This is a genomic window from Streptacidiphilus sp. P02-A3a (assembly GCF_014084105.1).
In the GTDB taxonomy this organism is placed as follows: Bacteria; Actinomycetota; Actinomycetes; order Streptomycetales; family Streptomycetaceae; genus Streptacidiphilus.
In genome coordinates this window covers 5,168,100-5,188,163 of record NZ_CP048289.1, presented here as the reverse complement: position 1 = coordinate 5,188,163, position 20,064 = coordinate 5,168,100, and the positions used below count along the sequence as shown (strand labels likewise).

The window sequence follows — 20,064 nt, the reverse complement described above, 5'->3', positions numbered from 1 at the left end:
CTCCGTCGTCGGTGGTGGTCGTGGTGGTCGGGGTCGGGGTCGGGGTCGGGTGGTCAGCTGCCCCCTCGGGCGTGCCGGGCGATCCGGCGCAGCGCCTCGGCGAACTCCTCGGCCACCCGGCTCACGGTGGCGGTGTCGTGGACGGCGGGGCGGTGGTGCCAGCTGAAGGCGAGGCGGCCGTGCTGCACCGCGCCCACCACCTCCACCAGGTGCGAGCCGCCGTCCCGGGGGTCGTGGTCCTGGCCGAGGGAGCCGTGCTCGGCCCGCACCAGTCCGCTGTCGGCGGCGTCCGGGCGGGCGTCCCACTGGCCGAGGTAGTTGAAGACCACCTGTCCGGGGACCCCGGCCGCCAGCCGCTCGCGGACCTCGGGCGGGCCGAAGCTGCGCAGGGCACCGAAGCCCAGGCCGTTGCCGGGCACCGCGCGCAGCTGCCGACGCACCGACTTGACCAGCGCGCGCCAGTCGCGGTCCGGGCCGAGGTCGTCCGGATCGGCGACCTCGAAGGCGACCGGGTGGACGGTGGTGAACCAGCCGACGGTGCGGGACAGGTCCACGCCGTCGAGCAGGTCCTCCCGGCCGTGCCCCTCCAGGTCCAGGCGCACCCGCCGCTGCCCGGTCCAGCGGGCCAGGGCCAGGGCGAGCGCGGCGAGCAGTACGTCGTTGACGCGGGTGCGGTAGGCCGTCGGCGCGGCCCGCAGCAGGGCCTCGGTGTCCGCCGCGTCCAGTTCCACGGTCACCGCCGCGGTCTCGGCCGGAACCGCGCCGACCGGGTGCTCCGGAGTCCCCGGACCGGCGGTCACCGCCTGCTCCCAGTAGGGCAGTTCGTGGTCCAGGCCGCCCTCGGCGACATGGGCCCGGAGCTTCAGCGCCCAGTCCCGGAAGGAGGTGCCGCGCTCGCCGAGGCTGATCGGCTCGCCCCGCGCCGCCTGCTGGTAGGCGCTCTCCAGGTCGTCGCGCAGGATCCGCCAGGAGACGGCGTCGACGACCAGGTGGTGGGCGACCAGCAGCAGGAAGGCGGGCCGGTCGGGGTCGCCGGTGAACAGGGCCGCGCGCAGCAGCGGACCGTGGGCCAGGTCGAACCCGGCGTGCAGCTGGTCGGCGGTCCGGACCATGGCGGCCTCGGCGTCCTCGGCGTTCCGCCCGCGCAGGTCGTGGTGGACCAGCAGGTCGGGCGCGGCGGCCGGTGGCGGGTTGAACTGGTGCCAGCCGTCCTCGTCCCGGGTGAACCGCAGGCGCAGCGCGTCGTGGTGCTCCAGCAGCGCGTCCAGGGCGGCGGCCAGCGCCCGGGGGTCGGGGGTGGCGCCGAGCTCCAGCAGCGTCGACTGGTTGAAGTGCGGGTGGGCGGCGCGCGGGGTGGTCAGGAACCACTCCTGGATCGGGGTGAGCGGCACCGCGCCGGTCACCGGCCCGTCCCCGCCGCGCTGCGGGGCGGTGCGCACCACGGCGGCCAGTTCGGCCACGGTCTGGTGCGCGAACAGGTCCCGGGTGGCCAGGTGCAGGCCGTCCCGGCGCAGCCGGGAGACCACCTGCATGCTGAGGATCGAGTCGCCGCCGAGGACGAAGAAGTTGTCGTCGGCGCCGATCCCCTCGATGCCCAGGACGTCGCCCCAGATCCGGGCGATCCGGCGCTCGGTGTCGGTGCGCGGCTCGACCCTCGGCCCGGCGGGGGTGGTCGCCGCGGGGCCGGGCTCGGGCAGCGCCCGCCGGTCGGTCTTGCCGTTCGGGGTCAGCGGCAGCCGCCGCAACGGCACGAACACCGACGGGACCATGTGCGGCGGCAGCAGCCCGGACAGGTGCGCCCGCAGCTCGGCGACCGGCACCGGGCCCGGCGCGGACCCGTCGGCCAGGACCACGTAGGCCACCAGCCGTCCGGACGCCGCCGCTGTCCCGTCCCCGGGGGCGTCGGTCCGTACCGCGACCACCGCGTCGCGCAGCAGCGGGCTGCGGCGCAGCGCGCTCTCGATCTCCCCCGGCTCCAGCCGGAAGCCGCGCAGCTTGACCTGGTCGTCCGCGCGGCCGACGAAGCGCAGGTCACCGTCGGCGTCGCGGCGGACCAGGTCGCCGGTGCGGTACATCCGCCCGCCGCCGTCGCCGCCGAAGGGGTCGGCCAGGAAACGCTGGGCGGTCAGGCCCGGTCGGCCCAGGTAGCCGCGGGCGAGGCCGGGACCGGCCAGGTACAGCTCCCCGGTCACGCCCGCCGGGACCGGCCGCAGGGCGGTGTCGAGGACGTACCCGCGGGTGTCGGCGGCCGGGCGGCCGATCGGCGGCGCTCCGGCGCCCGGCGCCAGCGGGCCGGTCCAGGTGGCGACCACGGTGGCCTCGGTGGGGCCGTACGAGTTCACCATCCGGCGCCCCGGGGCCCAGACGCCGACCAGGTCGGCCGGGCAGGCCTCGGCGCCGACGATCAGGGTGCGCAGGTCCGGCAGCGCCGCCGCGGTCTCCGGCGCCACGGTGGCCAGCACCGCCGGGGGGATCAGCGTGTGGCTGATCCGCCGGTCGGCGAGCACCTCGGCCAGCCGCTCGCCGACCAGCGGCCCCTCCTCGCCGGTGACCAGCGCCGCACCGCTGAGCAGCGAGACGCACAGCTCCAGCACCGAGGCGTCGAAGCTGGGCGAGGCGAACTGCAACACCCGGTCGCCGGGACCGGCGGCGTACCGCTCGGCCGCCGCGGCGGCGAAGTCCGCCAGTCCGCGGTGGGTCACCACCACGCCCTTGGGCGTGCCGGTGGAACCGGAGGTGTAGATCACGTAGGCGGGGTGGCCGGGCGTCAGCGCGGACGCGCGGTCGGCGTCCGTGGGCGCGGTCACCGGCCCGTCCGCGAGCCACACCTCGGCCGGGTCGGCCAGCACCAACCGGGCGCCGGAGTCGCGGACCATGAACTCCCGCCGCCGCGCCGGATAGTCCGGGTCCACCGGCAGGAAGGCGGCACCGGCCTTGGCCACGGCCAGCTGCGCCACCACCGCCGCCGCGCCCCGGGGCAGCGCCAGCGCGACCAGCCGCTCCGGTCCGGCGCCGCGCCGGATGAGCCGGTGGGCCAGCCGGTTGGCGGCCAGGTCGAGCTCCGCGTAGGTCAGCTCCCGGCCGCCGTCCAGCAGCGCCGGCGCGTCGGGGGTGCGCGCCGCCTGCCGCTCGAACAGCTGCGGCAGGGTCGCCTCCGGCACCGGCCGGAAGGTCCCGTGGGCCTGCTCCAGCAGGGCCTTCAGCTCGTCGTCGGCGGTCAGCGGGAGCGCGCCGACGGCACGCTCCGGATCCTCCGCGATGGCGGCCAGCAGCGCGCCGAGCTGGTCGGCCATCCGCTCGGCGGTGGCCGCGTCGAACAGGTCGGTGTTGTAGGTGACCAGGCCGTGCAGCGCGCCGGAGTCCGTCCCGGCGAACTCCAGGGTGAGGTCGAACGCCGCCTGCTCCAGCTCGGTCTCGACGTCGGTGACCTCCAGGCCCGGCAGCGCCAGGTCGGCCGCCGGGGTGTTCTGCAGCACGACCATGACCTGGAAGAGCGGACTGCGGCTGGTGTCCCGGACCGGGTGCAGCTCGTCCACCACCCGCTCGAACGGGACGTCCTGGTGGTCGAAGGCCTCCAGGACCGTCCGCCCCACGTCGGAGAGGAAGGCGGTGAAGGGCTGTTCCGGCTCGACCCGCGAGCGCAGCACCAGGGTGTTGACGAAGAACCCGACCAGGCGCTGGATCTCGGCCCGGTCGCGGCCGGAGGTGACGGTGCCGACCGCGATGTCGCCGTCGCCGCTGAGCCGGGCCAGGTAGGCCTGGGCGGCGGCGACCAGGGTGGTGAACAGGGTGACCCCCTGCCGCCGGCCGACCTGGGCCAGTCGGCGGGCGGTCCGCGCCGGTACCGTCAGCCGCGCGGTGGCCGCGTTGCTGGTGCGCACCTGCGGGCGGGGCCGGTCGGTCGGCAGCCGCAGTGGCTGACTGCCCGCCAACTGCTGGCGCCAGTAGTCGAGTTGCTCGTCGGCACGGCCCACGGTGCGCTGCCAGTGCGCGTAGTCGGCGTACTGCACCGGCAGCGGCGGCAGCGGCGGCTGCTCGTGGTCGAGCGCGGCGCGGTAGAGCTGCGCCAGGTCGGTCAGCAGCACGGAGGTCGACCAGCCGTCGGTGACGATGTGGTGCAGGGTCAGCAGCAGCACCTGGTCGTCGTCGGCGAGCCGGACCAGGGCGGTGCGCAGCAGCGGCCCCCGGCGCAGGTCGAAGCGGTGGGCGCGCTCCTCGGCGAGCACCTGCCGCAGCGCCGCCGCCTGCCGCTCCCCGGCCTGCCGGGACAGGTCGTGCGAGGGCAGCGGAACCTGCCGCGGCGGGTGGACCAGTTGGACGCCCTGCCCGTCGACGTCGTCGAAGGTGGTGCGCAGCGACTCGTGCCGCTCGACCAGCGCCCGCAGCGCGGCGGCGAGCGCGTCGCGGTCCAGTGGGCCGCGCAGCCGCAGCGCCAGCGCGGTCACGTACTCGCTGCTGCCCGGCGCGAACTCCTCCAGGAACCACAGCCGTTGCTGGGCGTACGACATCGGCGCCGCGCCGTCCCCGGCGACCGGGACGACGGGCGGGAGCCCCGGTCGGGACCGCTGTTCGGTGAGCAGCCGGGCCAGCCCGGTCGGCGTGGGGTGGGTGAACACCGCCCGCGGGGTCAGCTCCGTGTCGAACGCCTCGGCCAGCCGGGAGGCCAGCCGGATGCTGAGGATGGAGTCGCCGCCCAGCTGGAAGAAGCTGTCCTCGACCCCGGGCGGCCGGATGCCCAGGACCTCCCCGAAGACCTCGGCGGTGCGGCGCTCGGCCTCGGTGCGCGGCGCCACCGGCTCCGGCCGCCCGGCGTCCCGGTCCGCGGACGGCGTCGGCAGGGCCGCCCGGTCGACCTTGCCGTTGCCGCTCAGCGGCAGCGCCGCGAGCGGGACGAAGGCGGCGGGGACGAGGTAGTCGGGCAGGGCGCGGGCCGCGAACGCGCGCAGCCCCTCCAGGTCGTGCCCGGCCGGACCGACCACGTAGGCCACCAGCCGTCGGCCGCCCGGCCGGTCCGCCCGGGCGAGCACGGCCACGTCGGTGACCTCCGGGTGCGCCGCGAGCGCGGCCTCCACCTCGCCGGGCTCCACCCGGAAGCCGCGGATCTTCACCTGCTCGTCCGCGCGGCCCAGGAACTCGACGGTCCCGTCCGGCCGCCGCCGGGCCAGGTCCCCGGTGCGGTACATGCGGGCGCCGGGCGGGCCCCAGGGGTCGGCCAGGAAGCGCGCCGCGGTCTCGCCGGTCCGGCCCAGGTAGCCGCGGGCCACGCCCTCCCCGGCCACGAACAGCTCCCCGGCGCAGCCCGGCGGGACCGGCCGCAGCCGGGCGTCGAGGACGTGCACCCGCAGGTCGTCCAGCGGGTGGCCGATGGGCACCGGGTCGGGCACGGCGGCCGCGTCGGCGAGGACGCAGGCGGTCGCGAAGGTCGTGGTCTCGGTGGGGCCGTAGCCGTCCACCACGGTCAGCCCCGGGCAGGCGGCGAGGACCCGGCGCACGGCGGCGGCGGGCACCACGTCGCCGCCGGTCCACAGCCGGCGCAGGCCGCGGAAGCAGTCCGGCGCGTCCTGGGCCAGCAGCCGGAAGAGCCCGGCGGTCAGCCACAGCGCGGTCAGCCCCTCGGCGGTCAGCCGCCGCAGCAGCGCCGCGTCCACCGCCGCGTCCGGGGCGACCACCACGCAGCCGCCGTTCAGCAGCGGCGCCCACACCTCGAAGGTGGCGGCGTCGAAGGCCACCGGCGAGTGCAGCAGCACCCGGGCGCAGGAGCCGTCGGCGAAGCGGCTGTCGGTGGCCAGCGCGGCCACGTCGCGGTGCCGGACCGCCACCGCCTTGGGCTGCCCGGTGGAGCCGGAGGTGAACATCACGTACGCCAACCGGTCCCCGTCCACCTCGGGCAGGGCGCGGGGGGCGGCGGCGGGCGGGTCGGTGCGGGCGGCGTCGACCCGCGCGGCGGTGAGCGAGACCCCGGCGTCCGCCTGCCGGAGCAGCGCCCGGCGGCGTTCCTCGGGGGCCCTGGTGTCCACCGGCAGGTAGGCGCCACCCGCCTTGAGCACGCCCAGCTGGGCCACCACGAGCTGCGTCGAGCGGTCCATCAGCAGCGCCACCCGGCCCTCGGCCGCCAGGCCCTCGGCCAGCAGCCGCTCGGCCAGGCGGTCCGACCAGTCGGCCAGCTGGCGGTAGCTCAGCTCCCGGTCGCCGTTCCGCAGCGCCGTCGCGTCTGGGGTCCGCCGGACCTGCTCCGCGAAGACCCGCAGCGGACTGCGCGGGGCCGCCGGACGGGCGGTGGTGTTCCAGGACGCCAGCAGCTCCCGGTCGGCCCGGCTGAGCGGGTCGAGCTCGCGCAGGTCGCCGTCGAGGCCGTCGGCCAGGGCGGTGAGCAGCGCGGCCAGCCGGTCGGCCGCCCGCTCCACGGTGGCGCGGTCGAACAGCGCCGGGTCGTACGCCAGGTCGAAGCCCAGCTGCTCGGCCAGGTGGGCGCGCAGGCACCAGGGGAAGGTGGTGGCGTCGTCGGCGCGCACCTCCGCGACCGCCACCCCGCTGGCGGCCAGGGCCGACTCGTCGACCGGATAGTTCTCGAACACCAGCATGCTGTCGAACAGCGGCTCGCCGCTGGGCACACCGCTCAGCGCCTGGATCCGGGAGAGCGCCAGGTGGTCGAAGCGGCGGCTGTCGCTCTGCCGCTCCTGCAGCTCCCGCAGCCAGGGCAGGACGCCCCCGGCCGGGATCCGGACCCGGGTCGGCACGGTGTTGATGAACATGCCGATCATCGACTCGACACCGGGCAGCTCCGCCGGGCGACCGGACACGGTGGTGCCGAACACCACGTCGGCGGCGCCGCCGTAGCGCGCCAGCAGCAGCGCCCAGGCCCCCTCCAGCACGGTGTTGACGGTCAGTCCGGCACCGGCGGCGGTCTCCCGCAGCCGCCCGGAGACCGCCCGGTCGAGCTCGTGGTGGACGGCGGCGGTGGAACGGGCCCGGTGCGCCTGCGCGGGCCTGCGGTCGAACGGCAGCGGGGTGCGCGCGCGGAAGCCGGTCAGCTCGTCGGCCCAGTGCGCCTCGGCCGCGGCGTCGTCCTGCTCGTCCAGCCAGCGCAGGAAGTCCGCGAACGGCCGCCGCGCCGGGGCGGGGTCCCGCGGGGCGCCGGTCGCCGCGGCGTACTCGGCGCAGACCTCGGTGAGCAACTGCCCGGTGCTCCAGCCGTCCAGGATCAGGTGGTGGGTGGACCAGAGCAGCAGCACCTCGTCGCCGGGCAGCGCGGCGAGGGCGAGCCGGGTCAGCGGCGCGGCGGTCAGCTCCATGCCCGCGGCGCGGTCGGCGGCCAGCAGCCGCTCGGTCCGCTCCGCCCGCCGCTCCGGCGCCAGCCGCCGCCAGTCCAGCTGGGTGACCGGCAACTCGGCGTGCCGGTGCACCAGTTGCACCGGGTGCGGCAGGCCCCGCCAGTGCACGCTGGTGCGCAGCGCCGGGGTGCGGTCGGCGACCCGCTGCCAGGCGTCGGCGAACGCCCGGGGGTCGGCCACCCCGGTCAGCCGGACCACGGTCCGGTCGAAGTAGGCGCCCTCGGTGTCGACCAGGCCGTGGAAGAGCATGCCGGACTGCAACGGGGTCAGCGGCAGCACGTCCGCCACCTCCCGCCCGTCGCCGACCAGCCGGTCCAGGGCCGCTTGGTCCAGCCGGGCCAGCGGGAAGTCGGACGGCGTCCGGCCGCCGGTCCCGGGGTCGGCGCAGTGCGCCACGATCTCGCCCAGCGCGGCGCGCATCTCCTCGGCCAGGCCGCGGACGACGGCCTCGTCGTAGACGTCCGGCGGATAGGTCCAGCCCAGTTCCAGGCGTCCCCGCTGGACGACTCCGGTGATGTCGAGCAGGTAGGGGCGGGGCTCCCCGGGATCGGTGTCGCGGCCGACCGGGGGCAGCGCGGCCCGGTACAGGCCCGCCGGGTCCGCACCGGCGCCCCCGGCGTCCCACTGGCCGTGGTAGTTGAAGCCGACCTCGGGGACCGCCGCACCGGCCAGCGGGCTGTCCGGCCGCAGGTGGCGCAGCGCGCCGTGGCTGAGCCCGTGCAGCGGGACGGCGCGCAGCTGCTCCTTGACCGAGCGGAGGGTGCGCCGCCAGTCGGCGTCGGGTGCGACGCTCAGCGCGAGCGGGAACTCGGCGGTGAACCAGCCCACGGTGCGGGACAGGTCGACGTCCTCGAAGAGGTCCTCGCGGCCGTGCCCCTCCACCGCCACCAGGACCGTGTCGCGGTCGCACCAGCGGGCCAGGGTCCGGCCCAGGGCGCTCAGCAGGACGTCGTTGACCTGCGTCCGGTAGACCTCGGGGACCTGGCGGAGCAGCGCGTCGGTGGTCTCCGCCGTCAGCGTCACGGTGACGGTGGCGGCGCCGCCGTGGGTGTTCGCGCCGGGCCGTCCGGCGGGCAGCGCGGCCGGGGCGGCGCCGGTGCGGGTCCAGTGCCCCAGGTCGGCGTCCAGCGCGCCGGAGCGGGTGTGCTCGGCCAGCCTGGTGGCCCAGCGGCCGTAGGAGGTGCCCGCCGGGAGCGGTTCGACCGTCCCCCCGGCCAGGACCGTCCGGTACGCCTGTTCCAGGTCGGCCAGCAGGATCCGCCAGGAGACGCCGTCCACCGCCAGGTGGTGGACGGTGATCACGAGCTGGTCCGGCTGCCCGTCGCCGCGCTCGAAGAGCAGCACCCGGAGCATCCGGCCGGTGGCGGGGTCGAGCGCGGCCTGGGCCGCGTCGGTGGCCCGGTGCACCTCGGCGGCCAGGGCGGCGGCGTCCGGACCGGCCACCTCGTGGCGGCTGAACACGTCCTCCGGGGCCCGCGCCGACACCTCCTGCCGCCAGCCCGACTCGCCGTGGCGGAAGCGGGTGCGCAGCGCCGGATGCCGCTGGACCAGCGCCCGCACCGCCCGGTGCAGCGCCGACCGGTCGGTGCCGGGGGCGAGTTCCAGCCGCTGGGTCATGCTGAAGCGCAGCGGGTCGCCCGGGCGGCGGCCGTCCAGGTACCAGTGCTGGATCGGGGTCAGCGGCGCCTCGCCGGGCGGCGTGTCGGCGCCCGGGGCCGGGCGCGCCGGGGCCTCGCCGACCCGCAGCGCCAGCTCGGCCACGCTCTGGTGCCGGAAGACGTCCTTGGTGCTGAGCGCGAGACCGGCGGCGCGGGCGCGGGAGACGATCTGGATGCTGAGGATGGAGTCGCCGCCGAGCGCGAAGAAGTTGTCCCGGGCGCCGACCCGGGCCACGCCCAGTACCTCGGCCCAGATCGCCGCGAGCAGTTCCTCGGTACCGGGCCGGGGCCGCTGGTACCCGCTGCCGCTGTCGGGCTGGGCGGGCGGCGCGGGCAGCGCGCGCCGGTCGGTCTTGCCGCTGGTGGTGCGCGGGATCCGGGCCAGCGGTACGAACGCGGCGGGCACCAGGTAGTCCGGCAGCGTCCGCCGCAGCCGGGCCCGGAGCTCGTCGGCCGACGGCATCCGGTCGGCCACCGGCACCAGGTAGCCGACCAGCATCAGCCGCCCGGCGTGCTCGCGGGCGGTGACCACGGCGTCGGCCAGGTCCGGGTGCTCCAGCAGGGCCGCCTCCACCTCGCCGGGCTCGATCCGGAACCCGCGGATCTTGACCTGCTCGTCGGCCCGGCCGAGGAACTCCAGCAGCCCGTGCGCGTCCCACCGGGCCAGGTCGCCGGTGCGGTACATCCGGTCCCCGGGCTCCCCGAAGGGGTCGGCCAGGAAGCGGGTGGCCGTCAGCCCGGGCCGGTTCAGGTAGCCGCGGGCCACCTGCGCCCCGGCCAGGTACAGCTCACCCGGCACCCCGGACGGCACCGGCCGCAGCGCGCCGTCGAGCACGTAGGCCCGCAGGTTGCGGCCGGGACGGCCGATCACCGGCCGGTCGGGGTGGTCGGCGCAGCGGGCGTAGACCGCGTCGACGGTGCACTCGGTGGGCCCGTAGACGTTGTGGACGGTGACGCCGAGGTCCCGCGCCGCGCACAGCTCCGGCCAGACGGCGGCGGAGACGGCCTCGCCGCCGACCAGCAGCAGCCGGGGGCGGTGCCGGTCCGGCCCGAGCAGCCCGGCGGAGGTGAGTTCACGCAGGAAGGACGGGGTGACGTTGACCAGGTCCAGGCGCTGTTCGCGGACCTGCGCGCAGAACGCCGCCGGGTCCAGCCGGACGTCCTCGTCGATGAGGTGGACCTGCTGGCCGAGCGCGAGCAGGACCGGGCCCTCCCAGCTGGTGTCGAAGGAGAACGAGGCGCTGAGCGCGGCCCGCAGCCGCTCCCCTTCCCCGGTGTGCGGCGTGACCAGCCACTCGCGGTGGTCCTGGCAGAGGTTGACCAGCTGCCGGTGTTCCACCGCGACGCCCTTGGGGCGGCCGGTGGAGCCCGAGGTGTAGACGATGTAGGCGGTGTGCTGCGGCAGCAGCGGTCGGGTCCGCTCGGCGTCGGTGAGGTCGTGCCCGGGCAGCCGCTGCCACGGGACCGCGCGCAGCGTGTCCGCCGTCAGCAGTGTCCGCGGCCGGGCGTCCTGGAGCAGGTGGGCGGCCCGCTCCTCGGGCAGCTCCGGATCCAGGCAGAGCAGCGTGGCCCCCGCCTTGAGCACCGCGAACAGCGCCACCAGCAGCTCCGAGGTGCGCGGCAGCCGGACCGCGACCACGTCCTGGGGTCCGGCGCCCTGGGCGACCAGGTGCCGGGCGAGCTGGTTGGCGCGCCCGTTGAGGGCGGCGAAGTCGAGGGTGGCGTCCCGGGCGACCAGCGCGGTGGCCTGCGGGGTGCGCGCGGCCTGCGCCTCGAACAGGGCCGGGAAGGTGGTGTCCGGGCCGGGCAGCCGCTCGCCCAGGCCCCAGCGGAGCACCTGCCGTCGCTCGTCGGCGGTCATCAGCGGCAGGGCGCCGACGGCGGTGTCCGGGTCCTCGGCCGCGGCCTCCAGCAGCAGCCGCAGCCGGGCGGCCAGGCGCTCGGCGGTGTCCGCGTCGAACAGGCCGGTGCTGTACTCCAGGTAGCCGGTCAGGCCCTGGTCGCGCTCGACGAAGTCGAAGGCGAGGTCGAAGGTGGCGCTGCGGATCGGCGGGGCCACCGGCTCCACGTCCAGGCCCGGCAGCCGGGGCGCCTCGGCGCCGAGGTTGTGCAGCGCCACCATCACCTGGAACAGCGGGGTGCGGCTGGTGTCCCGCTCCGACTGGAGGACGTCCACCAGCCGTTCGAAGGGCACCTCCTGGTGGGCGGTCGCGTCCAGCACCGTCTCCCGCGACTCCGCCAGTAGTTGACGGAACGTCAACTCCGGGCGCACCTGGGCGCGGAGTACCAGGGTGTTGACGAACATGCCGACCAGGTCGCCCAGTTCGGGCCGCTCGCGGCCGGAGGCGACGGTGCCGACGGTGACGTCCTGCTGGCCGGACCAGCGCGAGAGCAGAATCTGACAGGCCGTCAATAAAGTGGTGTAGAGCGTGGTTTCGGACTCCCGGCCGCGCTCGCGCAGCCGTTCGGTGAGCGCGGCCGGCAGGGTGAAGGTCAGCAGCGCCCCGTCCCGGGTGCGCAGCGCCGGGCGCGGCCGGTCGGTGGGCAGCTCCAGCGGGACCATGCCGTCCAGCACCCGGCGCCAGTGCGCCAGGTCGGCCTCGGCGCGGTCGGTGCGGGCGCGCTGCCAGGCCGCGTAGTCGGTGTACCGCACCGGCAGCGCGGGCAGCTCCGGGCGGCGGTCCTCGCGCGCCGCCGCGTACAGCTCGCCCAGGTCCCGGCCCAGTACGCCGAGGGACCAGCCGTCGGCGGCGATGTGGTGCACGGCCAGCACCAGCACGTGCTCGTCGTCGGCCAGCCGGGCCAGCCGGGCCCGCAGCAGCGGCCCGACGGACAGGTCGAAGGGGGTGGCCGCGACCCGCTCCAGCAGCGCGTCGAGGGCGGTCGGGGGCGCGCCGACCAGGTCGTCCCGGACCAGTTCGACCGGCTGCGGCGGGTGCACCAGCTGCCGCGCGCGCCCGTCCCGCTCGGCGAAGGCGGTCCGCAGCGCCTCGTGCCGGGCGACCAGGCCGTCCAGCGCGCGGCGCAGCGCGCCGGTGTCCAGCGCGCCGCGCAGCCGCAGCACGGACAGGGTGGTGTACTCGGCGCTGCCGGGCTCGAAGCGGTCGAGGAACCACAGCCGCTGCTGGGCGTACGACAGCGGCGGCTCGGCGTCCGGGTCCGCCGCCCGGATCGCGTCGGCCGAGGGACGGTCGTCCCCGGTCGGCTCCCCGAGGGCGGCGGCCAGGTCGGCCAGCCTGGGATGGGTGAACAGCAGCCGGGGCGAGACGTCCGGGCCGAACGCCGCGCGCAGCCGGGCGGTGACCCGGATGGCGAGGATGGAGTCGCCGCCGAGGGCGAAGAAGTCGTCCTCGGCGCCGACCTCGCCGGTGTCCAGGACACCGGTCCAGGCCGCGGCGACCAGCTGTTCGGAGAGGGTGCGCGGGGCGGTGCGGTTCCGGCCCGAGGCGAAGCCGTCCGGGCCCGGCGCGGGCAGGGCGCGCCGGTCGAGCTTGCCGTTGCCGGTGAGCGGCAGGGCCGGTACCGGGACGTAGGCGGCGGGCACCATGTACCCGGGCAGCAGCCGCTCCAGGTGCCCGCGCAGCTCGGCGGCGGACGGCGGCTCGGCGCCGCCGACGACGACGTGCGCCACCAGCCGGCGGGTGCCCGCGGCGTCCTGGTGGACGCCGACGGCGGCGGCGGCCACGCCCGGGTGGGTGTGCAGCGCCGCCTCGATCTCGCCGGGCTCGATCCGGTAGCCCCGGATCTTGACCTGCTGGTCGGCCCGGCCCAGGTACTCCAGGGTGCCGTCGGACCGCCACCGGCCCAGGTCGCCGGTGCGGTACATGCGGGTGCCGGGCGGCCCGAACGGGTCGGCCGGGAACCGGGTCGCGGTCAGCCCGGGACGGTTCAGGTAGCCGCGGGCCAGGCCCGCACCGGCCACGTACAGCTCGCCCACCGCGCTCGGGGGAACCGGCGCCAGTCGGTCGTCGAGCAGGTACACCCGCAGGTCCGGGATGCCGGTGCCGATCGGTCCGGCGCCGCCGCGCCGGGCGGTGGCGCGGTCCAGCGGGGCGTAGGTGACGTGCACCGTGGTCTCGGTGATGCCGTACATGTTCACCAGGCGCGGCCCGGTGTCCGGGTGCCGGGCGTACCAGGCGGTGAGCCGGGCCACGTCCAGCGCCTCACCGCCGAAGACCACCGTGCGCAGCGCCAGCCGGTCGCCCAGCTCGGGGTGCTCCGCGTCCGCGCGGATCAGCTGGTAGAACGCGGACGGGGTCTGGTTGAGCACGGTGACCCGCTCGTCCGCGAGCAGCCGCAGGAAGTCCTCCGGCGAGCGGGCGGTGTCGTCCGGCACGACCACCAGTCGGCCGCCGTGCAGCAGCGGACCCCACAGCTCCCACACCGAGAAGTCGAAGGTGTACGAGTGGAACAGCGTCCACACGTCGTCGGCGCCGAAGCCGAACCAGTCCTGGGTCCGGCCGAACAGCCGCACCACGTTGGCGTGGGGGATCACCACGCCCTTGGGGACGCCGGTGGATCCGGAGGTGAAGATGGCGTAGGCGGGGCTCTCCGGCAGCGGGCGGCGGGCCGGGTCGGGCCCGGTCAGCGGACGCCGGGCCAGGTCGGCGCGGACCTCCGGGTCGTCCAGCGACAGCACCGGCAGGCCGGTGTCCCCGGCCGCCCCGGCCGCGCCGGTGACCGTCACCAGCGCCACCGGTCCGGCGTCGCGCAGCAGTCGGGCGATCCGCTCGGCCGGTAGCCGAGGGTCGACCGGCAGGTAGGCCGCGCCGGTCTTGAGCACCGCCAGCACGGCCACCACCAGGCCGACCGAGCGGGGCAGCGCCAGGGCCACGAACTGCTCGGGGGCGGCCCGGAGTTCGGCCAGCCGGTGGGCCAGCCGGTTGGCCCGGGCGTCCAGCGTGGCGTAGTCGAGCCGGTCCTGACCGCAGCTGACGGCCTCGGCCCGGGGCGTGCGCGCGGCCTGGGCCTCGAACAGGTCCACCAGGGTCTGCTCGGGCCGTCCCTGGGCGGTCCCGTTCCAGTCGACCAGGATCCGCCGCCGCTCCTCGGCGGTGGTCCAGGCCAGGGCCCGCAGCGGGCGGTCGAGGTCGTCGGCCAGCTCGGTGAGCAGCAGGCACAGCCGGTCGGCGAGGGTCCGCACGGTCGCCGCGTCGAACAGCGCGGCGTCGTAGCCGAGGTCGAAGCCGAAGCGCTCGCCCTGGTAGGCCCGCAGCACCAGCGGGTAGTTGGTGGCGTCGCGGGAGGAGACGTCGGCCAGCCGGACACCGGAGCCCGCCGCGCCGGTCTGGTCGAAGGGGTAGTTCTCGAAGGCGACCATGCTGTCGAACAGCACGCCGCCGGACGGCACCTCGCTGAGGCCGGTCAGCTCGGCCAGCGACACGGCCGCGAAGCGCCGTGCCTCGGCCTGCGCCGCCTGGAGCTCCGCGAGCCACTCGGCGGCGGTCCGGTCGGCGTCCACCCGGACCCGGGTGGGCAGGGTGTTGATGAACATGCCGATCATCGACTCGGCGCCGGGCAGGTCGTCCGGGCGGCCGGAGACGGTGGTCCCGAACAGCACGTCCGACTCGCCGCTGTAGCGGGACAGCAGCAGCGCCCAGGCGCCCTGGACGACGGTACCGAGCGTCAGCCCGGCCCGCCGGGCGCCGCGCGCCAGCCGCTCGGAGGCCTCGTCCGAGAGCCCGGCCGCGTACAGCTCCGCCGAGCGGCCCCGGTGGACCTCGTGCCGGACCCGGTCGGCGGGCAGCGGGGTCGGCCCGGCGAAGCCGTCGAGGACGCCGCGCCAGTGCTCGCGGGCGGCCCCGGCGTCCTGCTCGGCCAGCCAGCGGACGTAGTCGCCGAAGGGCCGGCGGGCGGCCGGTCGGGCCTCGGCGCCGGTGGTCAGCGCCGCGTACTCGGCGAACACGTCGGTCAGCACCTGGGCCAGGCTCCAGCCGTCCAGGATCAGGTGGTGCGAGGTCCACAGCAGGTGCAGCCGGGCGTCCGGCAGCCGGACCAGGGTGAGCCGCATCAGCGGCGCCGTGCCGATGTCCAGGCCCCGCGCCAGGTCGTCGGCGCGCAGCCGGTCCAGCCGCTCGGCGCGCTCGTCCGGGCCGACGGCGCGCAGGTCCACCTGGGTCACCGGGACCCGCACCGCGCGGTGCACCCGCTGTAGCGGCACCGGCACGCCCTCCCAGACCACCGACGTGCGCAGCGCGGGGGTGCGCTCGGTCACCCGCTGCCAGGCGGCGGCCAGGGCGTCGGGGTCGTTCACCCCCTCCAGCAGCAGCCCGGCCTGGTCGACGTAGACGTCGTCAGCGCCGCCGACCAGCCGGTGGAAGAGCATGCCCTGTTGCAGCGGGGTGAGCGGCAGCAGGTCCTCCACCTCGCGTCCGTCGCCCGCCAGCCGGTCCACCGCGGCCTGGTCGAGCCGGGCCAGCGGGAAGTCGGAGGGGGTGCGGCCACCGGCGTCCGGACCGGCGCAGTGGCGGACGATGGCGCCCAGCGCGCCGACCATGGCGTCCGCCAGGCCGCGCACCGTCTCCGCCCGGTGGACCTGGTCGCTGTAGTGCCAGGTGATCTCCAACTCGCCGTCGGACACGGCCGCGGACACGTCGAGCAGGTGGTCCAGCGGCTCGTCGTCGGCGGCGTCCCGGCCCGGCGGCTCACCGGCCGGGGCGAAGTCGCCGCCCTCCGGGGCGGTCCACTGCCCGTGGTAGGTGAAGCACACCTGCGGCAGCGGCACCTCCCGCAGGGCCAGGGCGGACGGATCGGGCGAGCCGAGGCGGGCCAGCGCCTCGTAGCTCAGGCCGCGCCGGGGCACGGCCCGCAGCCGCTCCTTGACCGCCTTCAGGGTGGCGGCCCAGTCCGGCGCGCCGGCCGGTCCGGCCGGGGCGAGGGTCACCGGGTACTGGGCGGTGAACCAGCCCACGGTCCGCGACAGGTCGAACGCGGGCAGGTCGGGAGCGGGCCGGTCGGCGGCGGCGTGCTCGGCGCCGGGGCCGCCCAGGTCCTCCCGGCCGTGGCCCTCCAGGGCGACGGTGACCCGGTCGGCGCCCGCCCAGTCGGCGAGCACCCGGCCCAGGGCGCTCAGCAGCACGTCGTTGACCTGGGTCCGGTAGGCCCCGGGCACCCGGCGCAGCAGCGCCTCGGTGGTGTCCCGGTCCACCCGGCTGCGGACGGTGCGCACCGAGCCGCCGAGGGGAGCCCCGGGGTGGTCGACCGGCAGCGGGGCGCGCGGGGCGAGGGCCTCGGCCGTCCAGTACGGCAGGTCGTCGTCGAGGTCCCCGGCGCGCACCCGCTCGGACTGGTGGCGGGCCCAGTCGGTGAACGGCGTGGGCTCGGGTTCGAGCCGTGGCGGCTCGCCCGCCGCCGCCTGCCGGTAGGCCTGTTCCAGGTCGGCCAGCAGCACCCGCCAGGAGACGCTGTCCACGGCCAGGTGGTGGGCGGTCAGGAACAGCTGGGGCCGGGCGCCGTGCGGCGCGGGCAGCAGCGCCGCGCGCAGCAGCGCGCCGGTGGCCGGGTCCAGCGCCGCCCGGGCGGCGTCGGCGGCCCGCAGCCGGGCGGCCAGGACGTCCGCCGGATCGGCGCCGCCGGGCAGGTCGTGACCGCTCAGCAGCTCGCCCGCGGGGAGCGGGACCGGCAGCTGCCGCCAGCCGTCCCCGGTGCGGGTGAACCGGGTGCGCAGCGCCGGGTGCCGCGTCGCCACCGCCCGCAGCGCCTGTTCCAGCGCCCGCCGGTCGAGCTCGCGCGGCAGGTCGAGCAGCAGCGACATGCTGAAGTGGCGGCGCGGGTCGTGGGTGGCGAGGAACCACTCCTGGACCGGGGTCAGCGGCGCGGGGCCGGGGTCGTGCGGTCGCGGGGCGGGGACCTCGGCGGTGGTCCGGTACGCCGCGGCGGCGGCCAGGTCGGCGACGGTCTGGTGCCGGAAGACGTCGGCCGAGCCGATCCGCAGGCCCGCGGCGCGGGCCCGGGAGACGGCCTGGATGCTCAGGATCGAGTCGCCGCCCAGCTCGAAGAAGTTGTCGCTGACGCCCACCCGCGCCACCCCGAGCACCCCGGCCCAGATGTCGGCCAGGGTCTGCTCCTGGGGCGTGCGCGGGGCGGTGTACTCCCGCTCCCGCCCGTCGCCGAGGAAGTCGGGAGCGGGCAGCGCCCGGCGGTCCAGCTTGCCGCTGGTGGTCAGCGGCAGCGCGTCGAGCGCGGTGAAGGCGGACGGCACCAGGTGGTCCGGCAGCACCTGCCGCAGCGCGGACCGCAACCCGGCGGTGGGCCGGGCGGTCCCGGCGGCGGCCACCACGTAGGCGGCCAGCCGGGCGTGGCCGTGCGCGTCGGCCACGGCCACCACCGCCGCCGCCGCGACCTGCGGCAGGTCCAGCAGCGCGGCCTCGACCTCGCCCGGCTCGATCCGGTGACCGCGCACCTTGACCTGGTCGTCGGCGCGGCCGAGGTAGTCCAGGCGTCCGTCGGCGGTCCAGCGGGCCAGGTCGCCGGTCCGGTACATGCGGGTACCGGCCGGGCCGAACGGGTCGGCCAGGAACCGCGCGGCGGTCAGCCCCGGGCGGTCCGCGTACCCCCGGGCCAGCTGCGCGCCGGCCAGGTACAGCTCGCCGCCGATGCCCGGCGGCACCGGGCGCAGCCGGTCGTCCAGGACGTAGGCCCGCACGTTCGGCAGCGGACGCCCCACCAGCGGGCGGTCACCGTCGGCGATGCGGCAGGCCAGGGCGTCGACGGTGCACTCGGTGGGGCCGTAGAAGTTGTACGCGGCCACCTCCGGGTGACCGGCCAGCTCCCGCCACAGGCGCGGGCCGACCGGCTCGCCGCCGAGCATCAGCACCCGGGGCCGGTGGCGCGGATCGGTGAGCAGCCCGGCCGGCAGCAGCTGCGCCAGGTAGGACGGGGTCAGGTCGAGGAAGTCCACGCGGTGCCGGACCACGTACTCGACCAGGGCGGCGGCGTCCATCCGGGTCACCTCGTCCACCAGGTGCAGCGGGTGGCCGTCGGCCAGCAGCAGCAGGCCCTCCAGCGAGGTGTCGAAGGAGAGGGACGCGGTCAGCGCCACCCGCAGCGGGCCGCCCCCGGCGTCGGCGACGAAACCCGCCCGGTGCGCGGCCAGCAGGTGCGTCAGCGCGAGCTGCGGTACCGCGACGCCCTTGGGGCGGCCGGTGGAACCGGAGGTGTAGATCACGTACGCGGGGTGCGCCGGGTCCGCCGGGGCCGACCGGTCGGCGTCGCCGGGGTCGGTGTCCGGGGCGGTCGCGGGGACGGAGCGCAGCGCGGCCTCGTCCAGGACCAGCGTCGGCCGGGCGTCGTCCAGCAGGTACCGGACGCGTTCGGCGGGCAGCGCCGGGTCCAGCGGCAGGTACCCGGCGCCGGACTTCCAGACCGCGAGCACCGCGACCACCAGGTCGGCGGTGCGCGGCAGCCGCAGCGCCACCAGCCGCTCGGGCCCGGCGCCGAGGGAGATCAGGTGGTGGGCGAGCCGGTTGGCACGGGCGTTGAGCGTCGCGTAGTCCAGCCGCTCGGCCCCGGCGACCAGGGCGAGCGCGCCGGGGGCGGACGCCGCCCGGCGCTGCACGAGTTCGGCGACGGTGGTCCGCTCGACGGGCAGCGCGGTGGCGTTCCAGTCCTGCGTCATCCGGCGGGACTCCGCCGCCGAGAGCAGCGGCAGGCCGCTCAGCGGCAGGTCGGGCTCGGCGGCGGCGCCGGTCAGCAGCCGCAGCAGCTGCTCGGCCGTCCGCCGCGCGGTGGACGCGTCGAACAGGTCGCTGCGGTACTCCAGCAGCCCGGTCAGCCCGTCGCCGTCGGGCACGAACTCCACGCTCAGGTCGAAGGTGGCGGCCTGCCGGGGCACGGCCACCGGGGAGACGTCCAGGCCGTCCGGCGCGGGGGCGGCGGCCGGGGCCGGGTGCAGCAGCACCATCACGTCGAACAGCGGGTTGCGGCCCGCCTCCCGGGGCGCGCCCACCGCCTCCACCAGTCGCTCGAACGGCGTGTCGCCGTGCGCGAAGGAGTCGTTGACGGTCACCGCGGCGGCCGTCAGCAGCTCCCGGAAGGACCAGGTCCGGGCGACCGGGGTGCGCAGCACCACCGTGTTGACGAAGCAGCCGACGGCCCGTTCGAGGTCGGTGCGGGACCGGCCGGAGGTGAGCGAGCCGACGGTCACCTCGTCCCGTCCCGACCAGCGGGCCAGCAGCGCCTGGGTGGCGGCGACCAGGACCGTGTACAGGGTGGTGCGCTGCTCGGTCGCCAGCTCCCGCAGCCGGGCGGTCAGCGCGGCCGGGACAGCGAACTCGTGGACCGCGCCGGGACCGGCCTCGGCGCCGCGCCGGGGCCGGTCCAGCGGCGGCTCGGTGGCCACCGCCCCGGCCAACTGGCCCTTCCAGTAGGCGAGATGCTTCTCCAGGCGGGCCCCGGACAGCTGCCCGCGCTGCCACGCCGCGAAGTCCGGGTACTGGGTGGCCACCGGCGGCAGCTCCGGCGCCGCGCCCCGGGCCAGGGCCTGGTAGGCGGTGCACAGCTCGTCCAGGACCACCCCCATCGACCAGCCGTCGGTCACGATGTGGTGCGCCGTCAGCAGCAGCACGTGCGCGGCGTCGGACTCGCGCACCAGCACCGCCCGTAGCAGCGGCCCCCGCGCCAGGTCGAACGGACGGGAGTACTCCGCCAGCAGCGTCGCGTCCAGCTCCTGCGGCGCGGTCGCCTCGCGGACCGGGAGCGGCACCGGACCGGGCGCCCTGACGGTCTGCGCCGGTTGTCCGTCGGTCTCCTCGAAGACCGTGCGCAGCGACTCGTGCCGGGCCACCACCAGGGTCAGCGCCGCGGTCAGCGCCGCGACCGCCAGCGGTCCGCTGAACCGCACCGCGACGGCGCTGTTGTAGCGCGGGTCGCCGGGGCGCAGCCGGTCCAGGAACCACAGCCGCTGCTGCACGAAGGAGAGCGGCAGCGGACCGCCGCGGTCGACCGGCGGGATGGACCGGTCGGCGGCGGCCGGCCCGCCCCCGGCCCGTCCGGCGAGCCGACGGCGCAGCGCCTCCCTCAGGTCGGCGGGCAGGGCCTCGGCGCGCTCGTGCTTGGAAGACGTCATGGTCGTGCGT

1 protein-coding gene is annotated in these 20,064 nt (G+C 77.0%); it reads right to left on the bottom strand.

All coding sequences use genetic code 11. The annotated features are described in order from the left end of the window. Window positions 1-53 precede the first annotated feature (53 nt). Window positions 54-20,054 (bottom strand): non-ribosomal peptide synthase/polyketide synthase, encoded by a 20,001-nt coding sequence (locus GXP74_RS22545; protein ID WP_182453055.1) that lies wholly within the window; start codon window positions 20,052-20,054, stop codon window positions 54-56. Window positions 20,055-20,064: the final 10 nt, after the last annotated feature.